The following is a 22242-nucleotide window of genomic DNA, read 5'->3' on the forward strand; positions in this document are numbered from 1 at the left end:
TTAACCGCTTTTTCGGAGATCTTTATTGTTAAAGATTCTCTAAATCAGTTGGTCCGCCATCATTAATCAGCTTTGATAGTCGCCTGTTGTAAAGCTCGATGTCCTGTGCGTTCGTCGTTTTGTTTATTTCTTGGCGCAGGAATTCCATACATTTAGATATTGTCAGTTTTTCCTTGCTAGACATATCCCTGATTAGGTCAAATCCATCTTCCGATAAAACTGGGGCTTTTTTTCGCATGTAGTAATAGCACCCTATATTTTCGAGAAGATCGTTCGCGTCTTCTACGGTGCTTTTTACAGTCGTTACGTATTTTTCAAATGCATTTTTTAGAACTGACGCTGGATTTTTTTGTGTCTTGAGAAAGCCGCAAAGTCCTTGCCAGTTAATGATGTGTAACTGAGTTCCCCAGTCAGGATCTTTTGTGAAATAAATGCCGATACCTCTGAAGTATTCTGGGAATTCATCTCTGTTTAACGCTTTTTCAAAATTGCTGATCATTGAAGTTGTTCCCAGTCATCAAATTGGCTCAAAAGTTTATTCATGTCCGCTCCGTGATTGATTTTTTCAGATCCAATCAGAGCTGCTTCCTTTGTTCCACTTTTTGTCTCGCCTCCAGGCACCCATTCTTTTGGATAAGCACCTGCTTCATTGCCATTTGGAATTTCATATTTAAATCTAGGATCATCAGGCTTGATTTTGACGAGATAGATTTTGGCAGATGAAAGGTCTGCAGAGCCAAGATTGAGCTCCCTGTTGAGCACTTCCCAATTACCACCACTAGCTTTGTACTTAGCAACCACATTGTCCATTTCGGACGGCAATCCTACAAATTTCCTAGGAGGGAATGTTGGATAGCTGGAGCGTTCAATCCATTCGTCAATAACGACAAAGGAGCCTCCCTGATTCTTGAAGGCTTCTTCGTGCATGTTTACGTATTGCTCCGGCAAATATTCACGAGTATCGGCAGGCCGATTTCCCTTTTCAAGGTTAATCACTTCATCGTACTTAGCCTGAGACATCGGAATGCTATCGGGTTTCGTTGCATTTGCCGAATTATTGGGCAGCTTGCAATCAGGCCCCGGACACCCCGAACTCAACCCCAACGGATCCACCCACCCCGTAGGGTTAGGCACGTACTGGTAGTTATTCAACCCCCCCGCAAGCTTGATCGGATCGGGCGTCAGATAACGCCCAGTGCCCGGATTGTAGTAGCGATGCCGGTTGTAATGTAAGCCCGTTTCCCCATCGAAGTACTGACCCTGGAACCGCAACGGGTTGTCGATTTCGGCGACGTCGAGGGTGGCGAGGTTGCCGTAGGCGCGGTATTTCGCCGACCACATGATCTCGCCGCTGTAGTCGGTGAGTTCCTGCGGGGTGCCGAGGTGGTCGAGCTGGTAGTAGAACGGCTCGGCTTTGAGCGGGCCTTCGCCGTCGAGCATTGCCAATGGGCGGAATGACCCCGGTTCGTAGATGTAGCTGCGATAACGGTTGTCGGCGCTTTCGGCGATTAGGCGTTCGCCTTGCCACAGGAACTCCGTCGTGTGGCCATCTACGGTTTTGGCGATGCGGCGGCCAAAGGCGTCGTATTTGTAGGTTGCATTGCTGCCGCCGGGGAGGCTGACGCCGATCAGGCGGTGCTGGCAGTCGTAACGGTACTCGGTGACAAGTTTCTGTCCGGTTCCTCGACGTTCGCGCGCCAGGTTGCCGTAGGCGTCGTAATCGTAGTGGCGGTCGCCCTGCATGAGCAGGCGGTTGCCTTTGACGTTGGCCAGGTTTGCGGTTGGCTGGTCGCCCTGGCCCAGGAGGTTGCCCGCCGGGTCGTGCGCAAAGCTTTCCGGGGTGCTGCCACGGACGTTGATCAGGCGATCAAGCGGATCGTAATGGTAGCTGCGATTACCTTTGCGGCTGTCGTCAATGCCCGCGAGGTTGCCATTGGCATCGTAGGCGTAGCGCCGCTGGAACAGGTTGCGATCTTGCTGACCCACCGTGTGGGCTTGCAGTCGGCCTTGTTCGTCGTACTGGTATTGGCTGAGCAGCAGGCCTTGTTGACGTTGCTGCTCGCGGCCGGCGCTGTACTGGTGAGTGGTCAGGCGCGAGCCGTTGAGGTCGATGCTGCTCAGGCGACCGCCGGATTGGTGGCGGTAGTCGAGTTTGCTGCCGTCGGGGAGGCGGCAGTGGCTCAGTTGGCCGAGTTTGTCGTACTCGTAACGCGTGGTGCCCCAGCCTTGGTGTTCGGTGATCAGTCGGTCTTGCAGATCGTATTCGTAGGCGAGAGGCCAGTGGCCGTCGTCGACGTTAACCAGGCGACCCAATGCATCGTAGCTGTAGTGAATTTTTTCGCCATCGGCCAGGGTTTTTACCAGCAAGCGCCCAGCGGCGTCGCGCTGGTACTCGGTAATCAGTTCGCTACCGTCGTCGCCAAATTCGGTTTTCTTCAGCAGTTGGCCGTTGAGGTCGTACTCGTAAGCGGTGCGGCGACCGTCGAAGCCGGTTTCCTGCTGGATCAGGCCGTTGGGGTAGTAATCGAGCTGGTAGTGCTCGCCACGTTCGTTTTCGATCTCGCTGAGCAACAGGCGCGAGTTGTCGTAGTGGTAACGCAGTTGGCTGCCGTCCGGGTTGATGCGACGGCTGACCAGATGCAGGTTATCCGCATACTCGTAGCGGGTGACGCGGCCCAGTTCATCGCGTTCGGCGGTGACTTTGCCGTAAGCGTTGTAGGTGAACGCACGAGTCGCACCGCCGGGCAGGGTAATTTGCGCGAGGCGGTTCGCGGCGTCCCATTGATAGTGGGTGATCGCGCCGCTTTCATCCTGACGCGTGATCTGTCGGCCCAACGCGTCGTAGCGATACTTGCGCTGGCCGCCGTCGGGCAGCTGTTCTTCGAGCAGTTGGCCAAGGTTGTTCCAGCCCAGTTGGTGGCGACTGCCATCAGGATGACGAATCTCCAGCAGACGGCCCTGGCGGTTGTAGCTGTAGTGGGTGGAGTTGCCGTCCGGGTCGATTTGTTCGGTGATGTCGCCTTGGTCGTTGCGCCAGTATTTCCAGGTCGCCGGACCACGATTCACCACACGAACAAAACCGTTGTAGTACTCGTAAGTGGTCGGTGCGTCCTCCGGTGGAATCACCGCGACCAGTCGGCCGGCTTCGTTGTACTGGTATTCGGTAACTGCTCCGAGTGGATCTTTTTCGGCAATCAACCGGCCCTTGTCATCGTAGGCCTTGAGGTGTTCGGCACCATCCGGGTCAACCTTGGCGACCAGTCGAGCCTGATCGTCGTGGGTGTAGATTTCTTCGCTGCCGTCCGCGTTGGTAACCGTGACGCTGCCCTTGTCATCCCAGGCGTAATGCGCGTCCATCTGCGAGAAGCTTGCCCAGTGATGGATGCAGCGTGCCGACTTGCCTTCCTTTTCCCATTCCCAGTAGAAACTCGCGCCACCGGCCAGTTGGCGCTCAAGAATGACGTTTTGATCGTTGTAGGCGTAGCGTTCTGCTTCGCCCGCTGCGTTTCGGGCTTCGATCAGGCGGTGCTGGGCATCGTAGCCATAGGTGACCAGAGTCTGAACGGTACTCCAGGCATCTTCCAGATTGTCCGCCGGGCTGAACTGCTGATAGTCGATGGCAACGATGTGCCTGCGGTCATAACGCACGAGGAGGGCGCGACCGGCACCGTTATCGACACGCTTGATTCGCCCGTGGATGTCACGGGTGATGTGCAGGCGATTGCCGTAATCGTCGCTGATGGCGATCAGCGTGGCGCCCTTGCTGTTGTAGCGGAAATGGTAGAACTGCTTGCGTTCGCCGGCCTGCGTGAGGACTAGCTCGGAAGTGTCGTCACCGATGAAAATGGCCGCTTCCGAGAGGCTGTTGGTGATCGCCGGACGCTGTACGCTTGGCAGCGGGAGCGTGGTGACGCGGTTTTCATGGTCAGTCCAGAGGACTTCGTCGTCGTGGATGTCGACGCGTTGGGCCAAGGCATGGCTCCAGCCGTAGCCGAGGCCGCAATCGATTTCTGCGGCGCTGGTGCGATAGAGTCGCGTCCAGCTGAAGGGCAGCAAACCGCCGAGTTCGCCATCGGTCAGGGTCAGCAACTCTTCGCCCGTAACCATCGATACGGGGCAACCATTGGTGCAGGTTTTCTTGGCGCAGGTGGCGCTTTTATCGTCGGGCGTCTTCGACTGCGTCGGAACGTCGTCGACCTTTTCCTTGGGTGTGAGGGTGGTCTGTTTTTCTTTCTTGCCACGCGGAAACGAAGAAGCGTCTTTCACTTCCTGCTTCGGCGTATCCGTGGTTTTCGGAACCTGACTTTTGGACCCGTTGGCGGCAGCCTCGTCGATTTTAATCGCCGCCGTTTTGGTAGGCTTCATCGGCACATTCTTGGCGCTGGCAATCAACGGTTTCGACACTTCAGCGTGTGCCGGCAGGCTGTGTTTGCCGCTCAACGTCATCAGTTTCGCGGCCAGTTCTTCAAGGTACTTGATGGCTGTACCGGACTTGACGGTAGACATTGCCTTGGTGCCAACCCGCACAGCGATCCCCGCACCACCGGTGAGGCAAATGCCCAGCACCACGTTGATCAGGAACTCCGCTGCAATCGCCGTCACTACGTCAACAATGACCTGCGGCGGCAGCATGCCGACCCAGGCAACAATTGCCGAAACGTAGATGAACATCAGGGGTTCATCACTGAGGATCAACAGGCCTGAAGCAATGGACTCCTTGGAGGCGGCATAGAGCTTGTCGATCTCGACATCCGACAGGTATTTACGCAGCTTTTCGAGATTTTCCTTCGGATGTGCGAGCAGTTCGAACAGGCTTTTGATGTCGTCCCACAGCCTGAGCAATGCTTTCTCCAGGCCATCCATCGCTTGTTTCAACAGAATGACCGAACGGCCCATGCGGTCGGCCTCCGAGTAGCTGGCCCACTGTGGCTGGAACTTGCCCGACCATTCACTTTGCAGCCAGCCTTCGAGATTGCCGATTACGCCCTGATAGGAATCGTAGAGCGCTTTGACGTCGCTCTGGGAAACGTTGGGGAAAAAGGTGATGCGGTACATCTGGCCTTTCTTGCAGCCGTCGATCACCTTGATGCCGCTGGGGCCTATAGTCGTTTCAATAACAGGGCCGGTGACGTCGTCGTAGAGCGTGCCTTTGGTGACAGGCTCCAATTTCACTGGCGTGTTGCCGATGGGGACGAAACGCGCTGACTCGAACATGTGGATCAGGGTGAAGTCGCCCGCCAGGGGGCAGGTCGCGTAGGTCTCGACTGCGCCGGTTTTGGTCTTGCGTTTGGTGAGGCTGACTTCATTGCCGACTTTGAATGTCTGGTCGACATCCAGTGCCCAACCAGTGAGGAAACCGTCCGCCCACTCCTTGTAATCGCTCAGGCAGTTCTTGAAATCTTTGAGAATCAGATTCACGTCAGGCGTTTTGGCGTCCAGCACGCGCAGGACCAAGGTACCAATCGGGGTATTCATGACGTGACTTCCTTTGTCAGCTGAGCAGCAAGACGCTCTGCCATATCTTCTGTGTTGGGTTGTTGGCGGACGAAACGCTCGACCTTGTGGCGCAAATTACTTTCGGGGAAGGCAAAGAACAGTTCAGGGCAGTCCTCGCCCAGCCACTGCATCAGGTTGTCGACGACGGTGCAGTGGTCTTTTTCCGCCAGCGTATCGAGCAGCTTCTGTGGCACTTCCCACCACGGCCATTCCTTTGCTGGAGGAACGGATCTTGGCCCCACCTCCAGGCTTTGTCCGTTGATAAGGTAACGGTCGAACACTGGTAGGACCTCGCCAGCACCGGCGCCCAGGCCTTCAAGAATCGGGTAAATATGCCGGCCGTCCCAGAACCGGAAAAACACCTCGGTGCCATCGGGCGTAAGCACCTGGGTCAAACTGCGTAGATGTTCGAACACAACGTAGGAGGTACTAGTAGACACCGCCAGCCAACCCCAATCCTCAGCATCGGTTTCGGTAATCCACTGCATAAAACCAGCGTTTGGCTTCAGCTCGGCGAGATAAGGCATGACGGGCTGCCAATCGGCGTAAGGCGTGCCACCCCAGATGGGTATCAGTTCCGGTGCCATCTCTTGTTGGTAAAAGGCCTTGAGCGGTTCGGCATCGCTCGCAGCACTGACAATCAGATAGAGACGCTCATCGGCCTGCAACGGCCGCTCAGCCAACCACGCCTGCGGAGTCAACAGATCAGATCGCACAAGCACCTGCCTTACACTTCTCGCACTCTTCACAAAACGGCGCATTCCGCTTCAACGTATTGATCTGCGCCGGCGTCAACACCGCCCCCGCCTTATCCGCATCCGCCTGCTTCAACACCCCCGGCAACAACGGCGCAGCCCCGGTCCCGCTGCCCGGACTCCCCCCGGAGTTCATATTGATCACCGGCCCGCTCATGGTTACGCCGCCGGCATCGATCTTGATAAAGCTGCCACCGCCGATCAGGGTCAGTTCGCTTCCCGCTTCAAGCACGACTTTCATGCCGCTGCTCAGGTGGATTTCCTGGCCGGCTTCAATGAACTGCCCGGTGCCAATCTTGATGTGCTGATTCACGCCCACGGTCAGGTGGTCGTTGGCGCGGGCTTCGACTTTGCGATCTGCGTAGACGGTGTGGTGTTCTTCGGCCTTGAATTCGCTGTAGCTGTTTTGCTCGACGGTGTCGTGGCGTTCGTTGCCGACGCGGATTTTCTGGTCGTGTTCGACGTTTTCGTCCCAGTCGCGCTGGGCGTGCAGGAAGATTTGTTCCTGGCCCTTTTTGTCTTCGATGCGCAGTTCGTTGAAACCGCCGCCACCGGGGGAACTCAGGGTCTTGAAGGTGCTGCGGGTCTTGTTCGCCGGCAGTGGGTACGGGACGACGTTTTCCTTGTGGTACAGGCAGCCGCTGATCAGCGGTTGGTCGGGGTCGCCTTCGAGGAAGGTGACGAGCACTTCCATGCCGATGCGCGGGATGGCGATGCCGCCGTAGTGGGCGCCGGCCCAGGCGGAGGAGACGCGCAGCCAGCAGCTGGTCTTGTCATCGGCCTGGCCTTCGCGGTCCCAGTGAAATTGCACTTTGACGCGACCGTACTGGTCGCAGTGGATTTCTTCACCTTTGGGGCCGGTGACCACGGCGCTCTGGCTGCCGAGGATCCGTGGCTTGGGATGATGCAGCGGCGGGCGGTTCGGCACGTCCCACGGGGTGGCTTGAAAGCGGTTGCGGTAGCCCTGGTGGAAATCGTCTTTGAGGTTGGTTGTGCTGCTGGTGACCGACTCTTCCAGCACTTGCGGCTGTTTGCCTTCGTGGAGGATTTCGGTGAGTAGCCACAGGTCGTTCCATTTGGCTTTCGGGTGTTGGGTCAGGGCCAGGAAGTGGCCGCTGACCAGTATCGGCTGATCGCTTTTGCCTTCGGCGAGCTGGAAGTCGCTGCGGTGACGTTCGAGGGCGCGTTTGGCCAGGTGCTTGCCGCGTTCGCGGTCGAGGAAGCGGCCGGGGTAGTCGTAGTCTTCGAGGTCGGGCAGGGCGTCGCCACGGTTTTCGCTTTCGAGGGTCAAGCGTGGTTTTTCGAAGTCGTAGTCGCGGCGGGTGGTGCGGCTGGTGCGGGTTTCCAGGCGCAGGTCGAAGCGCTTGATCACCGGGTCGTTGGCGACCATGCCGGAGTCTTGCTGATAGGCCACAGGCGCGAGTTTCGGGAACACCGTCTGGTCATCGCCGAACACCAGCTTGTGGGCCGTGGCGCTGTGCTGGAAGTGGTAGTGGATACCTTCTTCTTCGCACAGGCGCTGGATGAATTGCAGGTCCGATTCGTCGTACTGAACGCAGTAGAGGCGTTCGGGATAAATCGCCCCGACTTTGAATTCGTAGGCGTTGCTCTGGATGCCATGCTCTTCGAGGACTTTGCCGATGATTTTCGGCACGCTGAGGTTCTGGAAGATGCGCTGGTTGATGCGGTGCGCCAGGTAGGACAGTTGCGGGCGCAGGGTCACCGCGTAGCGGGTCAGGCGTTTGCCGGAATCACCCTGGGCGGCACGGTAGATCTGGCCGTGAATGCCGCTGCCGTCCGGCGAGAGCTGCAAGAAGGCCGGTTTGTGCAGCAGGGTTTCGAGGTCCAGGGACGGCTGTTCACTGACCAGCTCCACCTCAAACACGAACGGTTGGCTGATCGCCTCCCGGCCTTGCAAGGACAGCACCTGCAAATCGCTGGAGAGACCTTCGATGGTCAGGGCAAAGTGAGTCTGATTGGCCGGCGCGAACATCCCTTGTTCCTCGTGCAGTGCTGCGGCGTGCGCCAATGGCCGAAAAGGCCTCGGCAGACGCAAAAATTCTGGAAGGGCGAAAACAACATCGACCAGCAGAGCTGGCCGATGCTTGAGACGGTCGGCCTGATTTAGGCGACCGGCAGACGCCAGTCATCGGAACCCGAAGTACCGGAAACTTCGTGGGTCCAGGTGATTTTGCGGTAGGTGAACTGCACTTCTTCCAGGTGCGTGAAGTGCGAGTTCGACGGGTCCTGGCAGTTGTGCATTTTGTTGTTGATGGCGACGATGATGGCGTCTTCCAGTTTGGTGGTGTAGTAGTGCTCTTGGGTACCTTGAGCCGAAGTGCGGTACCACTGGATAACGATTTCGCTCATGCGCTCGCCGGAAGTCAGAGCGGCTTGCAGCAGTGGCGAGGACTTGTCGTAGACCTTGGTGATGACCACAGGCTTGTGAACGCGCTGACCGGTTGGCTGGCCGGATTGCGGGTCACGCGGGATGATCACGTCGTGGCTGAAAGCCTGAACCATGACCTGGTCTTCGTGGCCTTCCTGGTAGGTGTTGCCAACCGAATCGGCGGTGAACGCGCCGGCGGTGATCAGACCTTGTTTTTCGCCAGTGACGGACATGTACGCTGGTGTAGCCATGGGTGTGCTCCTTGCTAAAAATTTTGGGGTGCCCGGGAGGCGTGTATCGCCCGGTGGGTGCCTGACTGTTATCAAGGTCCGTGCCAGAAGCGGTTAACGTTATATAAATCAGTGGGTTGAGTCGGTTTTATAACGATGGAAAAGATTTTCACCTTGGAACCCAAAGGAATGTGCGCAAGAACTTGCACACCACTGCGCAACTTCTTGCGCACTCGGCTGGAGGGCCTGACAGGCCGGGCGATCAGCCGCAAGGCAGGACATTTTTGGAGGATGAGTGCGCAACTTCTTGCGCATAACGGCCTTGCGCCACCCGTCAACGGCGCCTGACATCCGGTGCAACGAATGGGCCGGCCGCAGGGTCCATAAAAACAGCGCCGTCGAGCGTCCGAACAACCCTGAAACGGAGTGAGAACGACATGAAAATCCTGATGGTTTTAACGTCCCACGATCAATTGGGTGATACCGGCAAGAAAACCGGCTTCTGGCTGGAAGAATTCGCCGCTCCGTATTTCACCTTCAAGGACGCCGGTGCTCAGCTGACCCTGGCCTCGCCCAAGGGTGGCCAACCGCCGCTGGACCCGAAAAGCGACGAGCCCGACTTTCAAACAGAAGCCACCCATCGTTTTCGCAAAGATTCCGCCGCCCAAGCGGCGCTGGCGTCTACGGCGGTGCTGAGCACCGTGAGGCCGGAGGATTACGACGCCGTGTTTTATCCCGGCGGTCATGGTCCGCTGTGGGATTTGGCCGAAGACCGCTATTCGATTGCGCTGATCGAAGCGTTTATCAAGGCCGGCAAACCGGTCGCGGCGGTCTGTCATGCGCCGGGTGTGTTGCGTCACGTCAAAGGCACGGACGGCCAGCCGTTGGTCAAAGGCAAGCGCGTGACGGGCTTTACCAACTCGGAGGAAGAAGCGGTGCAACTGACAAAGGTCGTGCCGTTTCTGGTGGAAGACATGCTGAAGGAGAAGGGCGGGATTTATTCCAAGGGTGATGACTGGGCGAGCTATGTGGTTGAGGACGGGTTGCTGATCACCGGTCAGAACCCGGCGTCTTCGCAGGCGGGTGCTGAAGCGTTGTTGGCGAAGCTCCGCTAAACCCGCAGCCGCTGGCGCACGTTGCGCCAGCGGCTACATGGGGTGTGTCTCAGATGGCATGCCCCAATGTGGCATAGCATTCTTCTACCGAGCGCCGCTGCGTCTCGGCATACAACCCCAGCTCATCAATCGTTAATCGTCCCAGCGCCTGTTCAAACGCCTGTTGATTCGAATGCTCGCCATAGTGGGTTTGCGCCGCGTCTCCCAGGTTCGACTGGAAAATCCCCGCCGCACTCACCGGCAGAAAGTCCTCATACACCAGCGGTTCGACCCGCAGATACCCGCCGTCCAGCAAATCCTCCAGCGACAACGATTCCAGCTTGTCCGCCTGCAGGCCTTTTTCCGTCACGAAGTAGCGAAAGTACGCCAGTTCCTGTCGGCGCATGCCTTCGTACGTGTCAGGGAATTCGCCAAAGTGCTGGGTCATCAGCGCGTTGTAGCGTGCGGCATTGGCTTCATTGGGGAAGTCTTTCAACTCGTCCCGAGCGGCGTTGAGCAAACGGTCGTACAACGCCCGTCCCTTGGGTGTCAGCGCGGCGCCACGCTGCTCGATTTCACCGAAACGCGCGCTGTGGCTGCCACGGGTTTCAGCTTGATCGGTGAATGCAACCGGCTCGTCCAGCGCTTTGAAACTGGTCTGGCGCAGCAGGATCGGGCACTGCCGGCGGGGCGGGCCTTCGACCACCGCTTTAGGGGTGATGCCGTGGGCAGGCATCTGCGCCTGGACGATGTCGATGTCCAGCGTGCGCGGGGTCAGGTGGTTGATGTGCGGGCCTTTGAAGGCCACGACGTCGGCGATCAGGCGATGCTGGTGGCTGAGTTTCTGGTATTGCTCGGCGGTAACCGTGGCGCTGTGGTGCCAGCGGAAGGTTTCCAGCGCCTGTTCGACGAACTGCTGCGCTTCTTGTTCGGTAAGGCCGCCCTCGGTTTCCGCACGTTCGATCAGGGTCAGCGCTGCCGGGGTGAAGATCTGGCGTTTGTCCAGCACCGACTGGGCGAAGGCCCGCAGGTCCAGGTCTTCGATCAGTTCCAGGCGCAGCAGCGAGGTGAATACGCGGAAGGGGCTGACCTGCAACGCGTCTTCATGCACCGCGCGAAACGCCGTGGAATGCACCGGCACGCCGGCCGGGGTCAGGTCGTAATAACCCACCGGTTGCATGCCCATCACGGCGAACAAACGGGCGAGCGTGGCCAGTTCTGCGGCGGTGCCGACGCGGATTGCACCGTGACGTTCCAGATCCAGGCGTTCGATTTCGCCGGTGCTGTTCAGCTGACGGGCGATCTGCGGGTCGTTGTCCAGCACGTATTGGTTAGTCTGCTCCACTAACTCCATGAGTGCGCCGTACAGGGGCACTTCTTCGCGGTACATGTCGGACATCGCTTTGGAGAAGCGTTGACGGATCAGGTCAGGGCTGACGAAGGGTGACTGGCTCATGAAAGAAATTCCCGGCGCGGTGACGTAAAGGATGTGCGAAAAGATCGCAGCCTTCAGCGGCGCCGACAAACGAAGAATCTTACGGACTTCATTCTCCCCAGGACTGCTGCACTACCGCTCGTGTAGCCGCAGCCTCGCGTTGCTCGTCAGCGGCTACAGGGTCGCGTTAGAGGGGCGCGTTACAGGTGCGAGCGGCTTTCGGTGCGCAGCGATCCCAGGAACTCGCGATACAGACGTGCGGTATTGGCCGGCTGTTCGACCATCGGCATGTGCCCGACGTGGTCCCAGATATGCACCCGCAGATCGACGATGCCTTTGCTCCAGACGGCCACGCTGCTGACGTCGATCAAACGGTCCTTGTGCCCCCACAGCAGCAGCGCCGGGCATTTGATGTCGGCCAGTTTGGGTTCCATCGGCGGGCTGGCGCGGAAGTCGTTGAAGATTTCTTCCAGCTCATCGCGACTTTGCTCATAGCGCTGGGCAACGGCGTCCAGCACCACGCCAGGCACCCACGGCGGTTCGGCCATGGTCATGGCGTAGAAACGCCGAAACTCTTCCCGCGAATGAATCAGAAAAGGGTTGTGCCCCTTGGCCAGGTGTCGCTCCAGATCACTGGCCTCGGGCGCAGTGACGCCGGCCGGGTCGATCAGCGCCACAGAAGCGATGCGGTCCGGGTAGGTGGCCGCCAGCCACGCCGCGATGTAGCCGCCCATGGAGTTGCCGATCACATGCACTTTCTCGACCCCGCAGACGTCGAGCAGCTGGATCATCCGCTTGGCCTGCAACGGGATGTCATAGCCGCCACCGGCCTTGAAGCCGGTTTCGCCATGGCCGGCAATGTCTGGAATGATCACCCGATGCGTACCGACAAAATGCCGGGCGAAGCGCAACCACAGGTTTTTATCGGCGCTGTAGCCGTGCAGCATCAGCACACTGCTGGACGCCTCATACGGCCCGCCTTGCCAGGTCGAGACGGTCATTTCGTTGATCGGCACGACGATCTTGTGCAGCCGATACAGCTTGGCTTCAATCGCCATGTTCCAGTCGTACAGCCAATAACCGATGGTCGGGTAGCTCAACCAGCTCCAGGCCACGATAACCGCGATAATGACGACCAATAGAAGCATCGGATGACTTCCTTAAACGTGATCAGGACAGAATGTGGTCGGCCGGTTTCAAGGCCCGGGTCAATCGGTGATAGCTGAAACTAAACCCCGGAAACATGGCGATCACATGACCGCTCTTGCTTTGATACCAGCTGTGACAGCCTCCAGACTTCCAAACGGTGCGCTCCATTTCCCTGTGGATCATTTCAGTGTAGGTACGTTCCGCTTCGGGGCGTACTTCAATGCTGCGTAAACCCTGTGCTTTTAACGTACGGATGCAGTCGAGGATGTAATTCATCTGCGATTCGATGATAAACAGCGCCGAGGTGTGGCCAATGCCGGTGTTGGGGCCGGTGACGATAAACAGGTTCGGGAAGTCCGGCAGGCTGGTGCCCAGATAGGCCCGCGGGTACTGCGCCCAGACGTCCTTGAGTCGTGTGCCGTGTTTGCCGGTGACGGGGTAGGAAATCACCCCGTCAGTGGCGTCGTAACCGGTGGACCAGACGATCAGGTCGAGGTCGATGTGCTGGCCGTCCTGAGTGACGATGCCGGTTTCATCGATGGACGCGATGCCCTGTTCGCGACTGTGCAACGTTACGTTGGGGCGGCTCAGCGCCGGGTAGTAGGTGCTGGAGACCAGCACGCGTTTGCAGCCGATGGTGAAGTCCGGAGTCAGTTTTTTGCGTAGTTCGGGGTCCGGCACCTGGCGCTTGAGAAAGCGCAAGGCCTGATGCTGAACCATGCGGATCGCCGGTTTCGAGTATTTGAAGGCAATCACGCGGGTTTCGAACTGCCAGTAGATCATCCAGCGCAGCAGTTTGTAGGCCGGTTTCAGGCCCAGCAGCCAACGCTGGAAAGGACCAAACGCGCGGTCAGCCCTCGGCAATACCCAGTGCGGCGTGCGCTGGAACACATGCAGGTGCGCGACGTCCGGGGCAATCGCCGGAATGACCTGCGCGGCGCTGGCACCGCTGCCGACGATGGCCACGCGTTTTTTCCGGTAATCGTAGGAATGGTCCCAGTTGTTGGTGTGAAAGGTCTTGCCCTGAAAGCGTTCCACGCCTTCGAAGTGCGGGACGACCGGTTGGCTCAACGGCCCCGTCGCGTTAATCAGAAACTGCGCGTAAAACGTGCCTTTGCTGCCGGTGTGCACGGCCCAGCGTTTGTTGGCGTCATCCCATTCGATGCGTTCGACATTGGCCTCCAGCTCGACCCTGTCGCGCAGGCCGAAGTGTTCCACCACGTACTGGGTGTAGTGGTGCAGTTCCGCCTGTTGGGCGAACATTTGCGTCCAGCGATAGGGCGTAAAGGACAGCGAATAAAGGGGCGAGGGCACATCCACCGCTGCGCCGGGGTAGGTGTTCTGGCACCAGGTGCCGCCAAAAAAGTCCCGCCGCTCCAGCAAGCGAAAATCGTCGATGCCGGCCTTGAGCAAATTGATCGCCGCGCACTGACCGCCAAAACCGCTGCCGATGATCAACACTTGAAAAGTCTGCATGGGCCTCCCTTTTTAGAGTTATTGATTGAACCCTCCCTTCATGTATAGCCAAACATTGGGGACTCGCCTCGTGGCAATACCCCGGTATTCAAGCCGCTCACCGGTGATGGCTATTTAACGTCGCCCTGATAGACTTCAAACGCACCTGCAAGCCCGGTGTAATCCGGTTCCGATGAGTGGCGCAGAGGCCCTATGGCAAAAGCGGGGAAAGGACTTTCATTAGCCAGGAGGCTTTATACATCGCGAACCCTGGGCCTGGCCTTGGGATTGTTGTGCGTGGGCGCGGCGATGTACCCGCTCGACCCGGCACCGTGGGTGTGGGGGCTGATGCTGTTCAACGGCGTGTTGTGGCCGCACGTTGCTTATCAGTGGGCACGTCGGGCCAAGGTGCCGTTTCACGCCGAGCACCGCAACATCCTGGTCGACGCCTTTCTCGGCGGTTTCTGGGTCGCGGCCATGCAGTTTAATCCACTGCCCAGCGTTGCAACGCTGTCGATGATGGCGATGAACAACGTCGCCATCGGCGGCATGCGATTCCTGTTGGTGGGCACCGTCGCGCAAATACTCGGGATGGGGGTGGGGTGGCTGGCGTTTACCCCCGCGTTCATTCCGTCGACAACACCGTTGCAGATGTTCGCCTGCATGCCGCTGCTGATCCTGTATCCCTTGGCGCTTGGCTGGATCTGCTTCCGTCAGGCCACCACCCTGGGTCAGCAAAAGCGCGAGTTGCTGGCCCTGAGCCGTACCGACAGCCTGACCGGCCTGCTGAACCATGGCGCCTGGAAGGATCAACTTGAAGTCGAATTCCAGCGCTGCCAACGCCTGCAGCAGGGCGGGGCGATTGCGCTGATCGACATCGACCATTTCAAAGCGATCAATGACACCTACGGCCACGTCGCCGGGGACATCGTGTTGCGCCAGTTGAGCAAAATGCTCAAGCAAAACCTGCGCGTCGCTGATGTGGCCGGGCGCTATGGCGGCGACGAGTTCTGCGTGATCCTGCCCGATATGCCGTTGAACAGCGCCGCTGCGACGATGGAGGCACTGCGCGACCGCTTTGCCACGTTGGGTTACGAGCAGAGTCCGGCGTTGAAAGTCAGTTTGAGTATTGGCCTGGCGTCTTTCAGTACGGCGCACACCGATGCGACGTTATGGCTCAACGATGCGGATCAGGCGTTGTATGAAGCCAAGACCACGGGCCGCAATCGCGTGATCTGCCGCACCAATGGCAAGCCCTTTCGTGAACTGCTCGACCCGGTCTGACCCTTTACTGCAGGTTAATCTTCGGCCATGGATTATTGTGTGTCGCATTCGGTCTAGAGCCTTGCGTCGTAGTCAGGTAGGGTGTTTTTGACCCCGACACGAAACAAGGACCGATTCATGACGCTCAATCTCCCTCGCTCCCTTCTGGTCACCAGTCTGACCCTCGCCCTCGGCGCCTTCGCTCCTGCAGCCTTCGCCGAACCGCACAAACAAGTCCTCGCCGATTCCGAGCAATACAAGGGTGAAGCCCTGAAACTGCTGGAGCGGCTGGTCAACATCGACTCCGGATCCGGCTATGAGCCCGGCCTGACGCAAGTGCGCGACATCGCCATCGACGAGCTGAAAAAGCTCGGTGCGACCATTGAGCTGGTGCCCAACACACCCGACACAAGCAGCCACGTGATTGCGACGCTGAAAGGCACCGGCAAGGCGAAAATCCTGCTGATGGCGCACATGGACACCGTCTTCAAGGAAGGCTCCGCCGCCGAGCGCCCGTTCCATATCAAGGACGGCCGCGCCTATGGGCCCGGCGTGATGGATGACAAGGGCGGCATCGTCGCCGGGATCTATGCGCTGAAAGTCCTGAAAAGCCTCGACTTCAAGGACTACGCGCAGATCACGTTCCTGCTCGACGCCAGTGAAGAAACCGGCTCCGACGTCGCCACCGACCTGATCAAGAAAACCGCCAAGGCCCACGACGTGACCCTCAACCTCGAACCGGGTCGTCCGGCGGATGGTTTGGTGGTGTGGCGCAAAGGCAGTGCGACGGCGGTGGTGGAAGTCAAAGGAAAAGCCGCTCACGCCGGTGTCGCGCCGGAACTGGGGCGCAACGCTGCCATGGAAGCCGCGCATCAGATTCTGCAACTCGGCAAGTTGGGTGATGAAGAGAAGAAAACCACCATCAATTTCACCGTGATCAAGGCCGGCGACCGGACCAACGTGATCCCGGACCAGGCCACGGCCAAGGCTGACGTGCGGGCGGCGGTACCGGAAGAATTCGACCGGATCGAGAAGGATCTGGCGCGGGTTTCCAAGGACAAGCTGATTGCGGATACCGAAGTCACCACCACCCTTCAGCGCGGATTACCGCCGATGCCGCAGACGGCGGAGTCGGATCGGTTGATGGCCATGGCGCAGGGGATTTACGGCGAAATTGGTCGCAAGTTGACCGAAGAAGGCAGCGGCGGGGCGGCGGATGCCAGTCTCTCGGCGGGTGTGGGTACGCCGACACTGGATGGGTTCGGGATTGTGGGCGGCAATATCCATACACCTGAAGAGTACGCGGAGGTAGAAAGCGTGGCGCCGCGGATTTATCTGTTGTCGCGGATGATTATGGAATTGACCAAGCAGTAATCCGCACCACTGATCGTTCCCACGCTCCGCTTCGGAATGCAGCCCTGGACGCTCCGCGTCCCTTCGAAGCCGAACGCGGAGCGTCCGTTGAGGCATTCCCACGCAGAGCATGGGAACGATCATCACTCCTTCACACGCATAAACTCTTCGGCCCAACGAATGTAGTCCTCAGGCTGCGTGTACGTATGCGTCAGCTCCGTCGCGCTCAAGTCGGACGCCTGGGTAAAGATCTGCCGCTGCTCGCGCAAGCTGTCGTACGTCGCCTTGATCGCCGCAAAGTAAGCGCCATGCCCGTCAATGGTCACCCGCACGCCCAGTTCGGCCAGGCGTTTGTCGTCGCGCAGCGCCGGGTTGCCGTAGGTGACCAGCATCAGCGGCACGCTCAGGTGTTCGGCGATTTTTTCCAGCTGATCGAAGTCCTGCACGCCCACCATGCAGATCCCGTCTGCGCCGGCGGCTTGGTACTGCTGGGTGCGGCTGATGATTTCCTGGATCGGCAGAATGCCGGCGTTGGTGCGGGCGATGATGGCCATTTCCGAATCAACCCGGGCTTCCAGCGCGGCGCGGATCTTGCCGACGCCTTCTGCGACCCCGATCAGGTCGGTGGATTTGCGGCCGAATTGCGCCGGCAGCAAGGTGTCTTCAATAGTCAGGGCGGCGATGCCGGCGCGTTCAAGTTCGACGATGGTGCGCATCACGTTGAGCGCGTTGCCGTAGCCATGGTCGGCGTCGGCGATGACCGGTAGTTGCGCGACGCGGCCAATGCGCGTGGCCTGTTCGGCGAACTCGCTGAGGGTGATCAACGCAAAGTCGGGGGCGCCCAGCACCTGCAACGATGCGACGGAGCCGCCCAGAATTCCCACTTCAAAACCCAGGTCAGCGGCAATGCGGGCCGACATCGGGTCGAAGACCGAAGCCGTGTGATAGCAGGTGTTGGAAGCGAACAATTCGCGAAAGTTACGGCGCAAATCTTGATGGGAAAGCCTGGACATACGAGTTCCACCACTGCAATTGGAATGGAAGGGCTTGAGCAAAAGTGTCAACGCCGAAGGAACAAAAGGCTATCACGGGGGCGGGGGGCAAATGATGACGAATTTACAGGGATGCCGGTTTTTTCGTCGGTGCGTTCAGAAAAAGGCTGCAGACCTGATCGGTCTGCAGCTTGCGGCATGTTTAACGGTGGCGCGTTCAGCCGTTAGCCGTCACGTTCCAGATTTGCTTGATTTCATGGATGTTACCCACGTTATAGCGAAGCACGAATTCGCCACACGGGGATTGCTTGGTAGTCTCGACGGGAGTGTTGATCACGTTGGTACCTGCACGCAGCAGCGGGGTTTCATTCCAGTTGTTCGTTGGCTTGTTCATGTTTTCTTCCTTTGGTTTTTATCGGGTAGCGAATGACTACCACTATTAAGCAGTGCCAGCGTTTTTTCAAAGAACGCTGTTTCCTGCGTAGCAATACCGGGATAAGTCGGTATGTAGTTTTCGTCGAAGCACCACGCTTCTTCGTTTTTAACCGATCGTTGAGGATGGATCAGTAAACTCAACGAAGCGGACATTGTTTTCGGGGGGAGCTGCTTGTGTATTTCCTGTAGTGGAAGCATGTGCAGGACCTCGCCGGGTGCGAGTTTAAGTACTCGCTCTTCGCCGAGTATCGGTCTTGCATTCACGCGAATCGGTGTGTCATCAAGTATTTTTCGGGTCACGGTTATATAGCCGTCGCCGCTGTAACCCATGGCATAGATTTCAAAGTCGTGGGTGTGGTTCAAATCGTAGATGAACGTTTCACTTTCGTCTTGAGAAGAGACCGGTGACCAAAAACCCAAACGAACAGTAAACAGGTCGTTGTAATGCAGAACAAAAGCGTAAGCGCTATAGATACTGTTGCGTGTGCTGAAACCTTCTTGCTGAATAATGTTGTAAAGGTGCTCGCTCAGCAAGGTACGGTTGGTACTCAGTTGACGTAAGTCTTCTATTATTTGTGGCTTGTCTCGCTCTAGATCGTAAGCCGCCATTCGCTCAACAAATGTATTCAGCTTCATGCCGCTTCACTCTGTTGTTCGAGTAAAACATTCAGGCGACTGTTTTGCAGGTTTCTCAACAGTGGTACGAAATGCAGTGCGGCTTGCGGATCGATTTTATGAATGACCTGAAATGCTTTCCACGCGACGGCGGGGTGGTAGTGATAAATCAATTCTTCGGCCACTTTGCCAGCCCCTGGATCCTGCGCCGCTTCAAGTAGTTCAAGGCTCACCAGGTAGCGTGCGGCGCTATCGTCATGGGGAAACCAGGCGATTTTGTGTCGAGAGGCACGATCAAATACCCCGATATCTGCGCTTTTATCTGGCAGGTTGATACTGCCAATGAATGTCGCGTGCCCGTCGCCTGTGGGGTTGCTGTCGAACAGGACCTTCGTACCGTCGATGAATAACGGGTTGTTGGCGTCGACAATGACCTGCTTTCCAAGTATCAGATTGTTGGCTTCTACTCCATAGAGCTGGACAGGAAATGACTGGTCGTTGATGGCAAACAAAACACTGTTGCCTGGAACGGTGTACAGCTGCGGTGACGGCGGTGCGCGATCAGGTACTTTGAGACTGATGTTTCCACTGTCGTTGCAGTACAGTGTCAATGTTCCGGTGAGGGTGTTTGTTGACTTCATGATCGTCGCGCTTTTAGATGTTTCATGAGGGTGTTCAGGCGTGTTATGCAGCACGCTGACTAACTTATGAATTTCAGCGGATGTGTCCAGTGTTTTTAAAGTGGTTATCAGTTCGTTGGATGATAAGGTTGCGTTTAAAAGTGTCTTGATCATGAAGTGTTCTGCTTCGGTTCTTTGGGGTGGGGCGATCAGCTGGTTTGAGGTTGTGCGAAATACCGGGGCGTAAGATCAATTGTCTATAGGACGTTGCGTGGTGGGCTCGTTTAATGTGGCCGGTTTGTGTTTTTAGTATGGGGAGGACGACCACTAAAGGCAATTTAGTAGTTGTTAGTTGATGTTGTCAGTTGTTAATGGATGTTTGTGGTGGGCTGATCCGCTATGGCGGAACTTTGGTTTACATGGATTATTAACACCATGGCGACACTGTTACGCCGCCACAGCCTGCTGCTGTTGCTTCAACAAAGGCACCGCACGCACCGAATTGCCAGGTTGCAGTTGCAGGCGTTTGGCGGTGAGGCGGTCGACCACCAAACTGTTGCCGACCAAGCGTGCCTTGGCCACGGTAATGCGGCAGTTTTCCAGGCGTCGGTTGTGGATCAGCCACACCGGGGCCTGTTCGTCGGGTGTGCCAATGGCCAGTACCAGCGCCTGGCTGTCGCGCACGCTACGGATTTTCGCCACCGGCGCTTCGATCACCGGCCCGGCGTCGAAGATGTCGATGTAACCCTGATGGGCAAAGCCCTCGGCATTCAGGAGTTTCATCGCCGGCACGGTGTTCGGGTGCGCTTTGCCGATCACCGCCTGGGCCTGCTCAGTCAGCAGGCAGGTGTAAAGCGGTTGGCGCGGCATCAGTTCGGCGATGAAGGATTTATTGCCCAGCCCCGACAGGTGGTCGGCGTAGCTGAATTCCTTTTTGAAGAAGTGCCGGCCCAGGCTGTCCCAGAACGGTGAACAGCCGTGCTCGTCGGCGCTGCCACGCAGTTCGGCGATGAGTTTGTCGCCGAACAATTGTGGGAACTCGGCGACGAACAGCAGCCGTCCCAGCGACAGCAGCCGGCCGTTCGTACCCTGGCGTTGATCGTGACGCAGGAACAGCGAGCACAGCTCCGATTGGCCGGTCATTTCGTTGTTCAGGAACAAGGTCGGAATCTGTCGCGCAATCCCAAGATCCGGCGAAGCGCTGACAGTCAGCCCCACCCGGTAGTTGTACCAGGGTTCACGCAGGCCTACGGCGCCAGACATTGCACTGACGCCGACCACTTGCTGATCGTCATCCTCCAGCACAAACAGGTAATCGGCATCCGCACGCTCCACCTGTTCGGCAAATGTCCGCTGGGCCCAGCGCACCCGGTGCACCAGGCGATCCTCGTTGGCCGGCAGGGTGGTGAACCCCGGGCCGGCCTGTTGCACCAGATCCATCAAGGCGGGCAGGTCGGTGACGCGAACCGGGCGGACAATCATGATGCAGCTCCTTCTTTGCGCCAGTTCGGGCGCTGTCGTTGGGCACAGGGCCGGGTGATGCTCACAAGGCGATCAGCCGGATCGGGCTGCCATCGGTCACGTTCAAGGCCTGACACATCTCGGCGCTCAACCCCACCGGTTGCCCGGTTACAACATCCAGTTCGACGACGATCGCGCGATAGCCTTCGAGCGCATCGTTGCTCACCAGGTAACGACCGCGTGCATCGATGGATGAGCGCCGTTGCACCGTGCCTGTCTGGCTTTGGGCGATGGAGAGCACGTTCGAAGTGCGCGCATACAGGGTAGGGCCACCGTCGAACAGGTCGATGTAGCTGTTGGTTTCAAAGCCTTCGCGCTCAAGAATATCGAAGGCCTCCTGGCCGTCCGGGTGAATCCGGCCAATGCAGTCCTGGGCCGCCTGGGGCAGCATCGGCACGTAGATCGGGTACTGCGGCATCAGTTCGGCGAGGAAGGTCCGGGTTTCCAGTCCGCACAGCCGTTCGGCCTCAGTGTAAGGCAGGTCGAAAAAGTGTTTGCCCACCGCATCCCAGAACGGCGATTGCCCCTCATCGCTGCTGTAGCCGACGATTTCGGTGATGACCGCGTCGGCAAAGCGCTGCGGATGGGCGGCGATGAACAGCAGCCGTGCCCGTGACAGCAGCTCCGAAAATGCAGTGCGCACCAGCGTGGTATCGATGTGAAAGCCGCGCAGCAAGGTGTGACCGTTGAGGTCCTGGCACAGCGACAGCGCCGGCACGCCATGTTCGATGTTCAGTTCCCGGGAGGCGCTGGTGAAGTGGCGGTTACGCAAGCTGTAGAACGGCTCGTTGAAGCCGGCGGTGGCCAGGAGCTCTGAACAACCTGCCAGGCGTTGGGTCGTCAGGTCCTCCAGCACGAAGAAGTAATTCTCCGGGCCCTGTGCCTCAACGTCTTTTTCGAATGAGGCGCAGGAATCGATAATCCTCTGGCGCAGGCGTTCGGTGTCGTCCGGCAACGACGTGACACCCACCAGGCTGTCGCGCGCCAGTTGTTGTAACTGGGGCAGGTCGGTTAACTCGACTGGGCGTAAGACCAGCATGGATGTACTCCTGTATCAAAGGGTTCGGCGATGTGTTCCGAACCTGACTATCACTGTCGGTTTCCACGCGTTGAAGCAGCGATCGGCTGATTTGTTGTCAGACGCCGCACTTTTTATCTTAAGCCGTTGCTCGGCTCGGACAGCACCCTGGGGGAGCCGGTTTTGTTGAGCAAAAAATAGGTCAGTCCCAAGGCTATGGCGCGGGGAGGGCGCGTAAACAGGCGGGGCCAGTGCAGATGGACTTGTTGCAGGTGGGGACGTGGTTGCAAGAGAGGGCCGAGCCCGTTACGCCGGTACGGGGCCAGCAAGGCGCGTGTGACCTTGCGTTCCGACGACGTCAGCTCCAGGCCGGCGTCGGTGATCAGGTCTCTGAAGGTGGGCATCCGGGCTCCTGCTGGATG

At 58.1% G+C, this 22242-nt stretch carries 17 protein-coding genes and 1 pseudogene; 3 read left to right on the top strand and 15 right to left on the bottom strand.

The features are described 5' to 3' along the window. Positions 1 to 28: 28 nt before the first annotated feature. From SB725_RS13465 to SB725_RS13485, 5 genes are all read right to left on the bottom strand, one after another. On the bottom strand, positions 29 to 499 hold the full coding sequence (locus tag SB725_RS13465; protein ID WP_059181106.1) for a hypothetical protein: 471 nt from the start codon (positions 497 to 499) through the stop codon (positions 29 to 31). Next, positions 496 to 5475, bottom strand: a complete 4980-nt coding sequence (locus tag SB725_RS13470) for an RHS repeat-associated core domain-containing protein (protein ID WP_059181105.1) — start codon at positions 5473 to 5475, stop codon at positions 496 to 498. The genes SB725_RS13465 and SB725_RS13470 overlap by 4 nt, the downstream gene beginning before the upstream one ends. Continuing rightward, positions 5472 to 6257, bottom strand: a complete 786-nt coding sequence (locus SB725_RS13475) for a DUF4123 domain-containing protein (RefSeq protein ID WP_410921921.1) — start codon at positions 6255 to 6257, stop codon at positions 5472 to 5474. Before SB725_RS13475 ends, SB725_RS13470 begins: the two co-directional genes overlap by 4 nt. Next, positions 6202 to 8244, bottom strand: a complete 2043-nt coding sequence (gene tssI, locus SB725_RS13480) for a type VI secretion system tip protein TssI/VgrG (protein ID WP_059181103.1) — start codon at positions 8242 to 8244, stop codon at positions 6202 to 6204. Before tssI ends, SB725_RS13475 begins: the two co-directional genes overlap by 56 nt. Before the next feature lie 131 nt (positions 8245 to 8375). Continuing rightward, positions 8376 to 8891 (bottom strand): Hcp family type VI secretion system effector, encoded by a 516-nt coding sequence (locus tag SB725_RS13485; RefSeq protein WP_007948242.1) that lies wholly within the window; start codon positions 8889 to 8891, stop codon positions 8376 to 8378. A 416-nt stretch (positions 8892 to 9307) separates the two neighbouring features. On the opposite strand from SB725_RS13485, the gene SB725_RS13490 reads away from it, so the two are divergent. Beyond that, on the top strand, positions 9308 to 9985 hold the full coding sequence (locus SB725_RS13490; protein ID WP_059181102.1) for a type 1 glutamine amidotransferase domain-containing protein: 678 nt from the start codon (positions 9308 to 9310) through the stop codon (positions 9983 to 9985). Positions 9986 to 10034: 49 nt separating this feature from the next. Here the strand turns inward: SB725_RS13490 and SB725_RS13495 are convergent, their stop codons facing one another. From SB725_RS13495 to SB725_RS13505, 3 genes are all read right to left on the bottom strand, one after another. Continuing rightward, entirely contained in the window at positions 10035 to 11420 is a 1386-nt protein-coding gene (locus tag SB725_RS13495; protein WP_027925203.1) for a VOC family protein, read from the bottom strand. Positions 11421 to 11599: 179 nt separating this feature from the next. After that, positions 11600 to 12547, bottom strand: coding sequence for an alpha/beta fold hydrolase (locus SB725_RS13500; RefSeq protein WP_027925204.1), 948 nt, complete (start codon positions 12545 to 12547; stop codon positions 11600 to 11602). A gap of 22 nt (positions 12548 to 12569) precedes the next feature. Further along, positions 12570 to 14024, bottom strand: a complete 1455-nt coding sequence (locus tag SB725_RS13505) for a flavin-containing monooxygenase (protein ID WP_410921922.1) — start codon at positions 14022 to 14024, stop codon at positions 12570 to 12572. A gap of 192 nt (positions 14025 to 14216) precedes the next feature. Here SB725_RS13505 and SB725_RS13510 point away from each other — a divergent pair, with 192 nt between their 5' ends. Together SB725_RS13510 and SB725_RS13515 are read left to right on the top strand one after the other, a co-directional pair. Then, on the top strand, positions 14217 to 15287 hold the full coding sequence (locus SB725_RS13510) for a diguanylate cyclase (RefSeq protein WP_410921923.1): 1071 nt from the start codon (positions 14217 to 14219) through the stop codon (positions 15285 to 15287). Positions 15288 to 15404: 117 nt separating this feature from the next. Beyond that, entirely contained in the window at positions 15405 to 16640 is a 1236-nt protein-coding gene (locus tag SB725_RS13515) for a M20/M25/M40 family metallo-hydrolase (protein WP_410921924.1), read from the top strand. A 122-nt stretch (positions 16641 to 16762) separates the two neighbouring features. Here the strand turns inward: SB725_RS13515 and SB725_RS13520 are convergent, their stop codons facing one another. The 7 genes and pseudogenes from SB725_RS13520 to SB725_RS13550 form a co-directional block, all read right to left on the bottom strand. Continuing rightward, a complete protein-coding gene (locus tag SB725_RS13520) occupies positions 16763 to 17632 on the bottom strand; it encodes an oxaloacetate decarboxylase (protein WP_027925208.1) in 870 nt (289 codons plus the stop codon). Positions 17633 to 17828: 196 nt separating this feature from the next. Next, positions 17829 to 18005 (bottom strand): hypothetical protein, encoded by a 177-nt coding sequence (locus SB725_RS13525; protein WP_172825910.1) that lies wholly within the window; start codon positions 18003 to 18005, stop codon positions 17829 to 17831. Continuing rightward, positions 18002 to 18682 carry a transposase gene (locus SB725_RS13530; protein WP_194939691.1) on the bottom strand — a complete coding sequence of 227 codons (681 nt, stop codon included), beginning with the start codon at positions 18680 to 18682 and terminating at the stop codon, positions 18002 to 18004. Before SB725_RS13530 ends, SB725_RS13525 begins: the two co-directional genes overlap by 4 nt. After that, positions 18679 to 19455 (bottom strand): hypothetical protein, encoded by a 777-nt coding sequence (locus SB725_RS13535; protein ID WP_027925210.1) that lies wholly within the window; start codon positions 19453 to 19455, stop codon positions 18679 to 18681. Before SB725_RS13535 ends, SB725_RS13530 begins: the two co-directional genes overlap by 4 nt. Before the next feature lie 273 nt (positions 19456 to 19728). Further along, the gene (astA, locus tag SB725_RS13540) at positions 19729 to 20763 is read right to left on the bottom strand and encodes an arginine N-succinyltransferase (RefSeq protein ID WP_027925211.1); all 1035 of its coding nucleotides are present in this window, start codon (positions 20761 to 20763) and stop codon (positions 19729 to 19731) included. A 61-nt stretch (positions 20764 to 20824) separates the two neighbouring features. Further along, positions 20825 to 21841, bottom strand: coding sequence for an arginine N-succinyltransferase (locus tag SB725_RS13545; protein ID WP_027925212.1), 1017 nt, complete (start codon positions 21839 to 21841; stop codon positions 20825 to 20827). Positions 21842 to 22092: 251 nt separating this feature from the next. Beyond that, positions 22093 to 22224 (bottom strand): annotated as a pseudogene (locus tag SB725_RS13550) (MurR/RpiR family transcriptional regulator); the annotation flags it as partial. Between the last annotated feature and the right edge of the window lie 18 nt (positions 22225 to 22242).

It is taken from the genome of Pseudomonas sp. SIMBA_041, from assembly GCF_046535095.1.
In the GTDB taxonomy this organism is placed as follows: Bacteria; Pseudomonadota; Gammaproteobacteria; order Pseudomonadales; family Pseudomonadaceae; genus Aquipseudomonas; species Aquipseudomonas mucoides.